At 70.0% G+C, this 427-nt stretch carries 1 protein-coding gene and 1 pseudogene; both read left to right on the top strand.

Annotated elements, in window-relative coordinates; all coding sequences use genetic code 11:
• Positions 1-21 precede the first annotated feature (21 nt).
• Positions 22-90 (top strand): hypothetical protein, encoded by a 69-nt coding sequence (locus EQG76_RS33500; protein WP_407925542.1) that lies wholly within the window; start codon positions 22-24, stop codon positions 88-90.
• A 30-nt stretch (positions 91-120) separates the two neighbouring features.
• Positions 121-427 (top strand): annotated as a pseudogene (locus tag EQG76_RS15300) (hypothetical protein); the annotation flags it as partial.

The raw sequence follows: 427 nt of genomic DNA, 5'->3' as shown, positions 1-427 counted from the left end.
CGGCCGGCCGGCTTCTACCGGATGATCAACGAGGTTCCGACCCTGCTGTTCGTCGGGATCGTTCTCCTGGTGATCCTCAAGCCCTTCTGATCTCTCGAGTTCTTTTCCGCGAGAACCATCTTGTCCGACGATACGACTGAATCCATCTTGCCCTCGCCCGAGACCACGGAAGGGCCCGCCAAGCCGACCGGTGCCAGGCGCCGGCGCACGCGCACCCGGAGCGAGCGGGCCAAGGATGCGGCGGCCGCTGAGCTGCCGCTCAACGATGGCGGCCAGGAAGCCGATGGCAGTGAAGACGCAGGCCTGCAGCGGGCGCTGGGGCTGGATCCCGGCCTGGACGAGCTGCCGCGCGAGCGGCCGGCCCGTGGCCGCCGGCCCAAGGCCGAGCCGGCATCACGCGGTGGCGAGGCCGACCCGGTGGCGGAAC

Origin of the sequence: Geminicoccus flavidas, assembly GCF_009806515.1 — a bacterium.
GTDB lineage: Bacteria > Pseudomonadota > Alphaproteobacteria > Geminicoccales > Geminicoccaceae > Geminicoccus > Geminicoccus flavidus.
The sequence above is the reverse complement of the archived record's forward strand: the minus strand, read 5'-3'. Positions and strand labels throughout refer to the sequence as shown.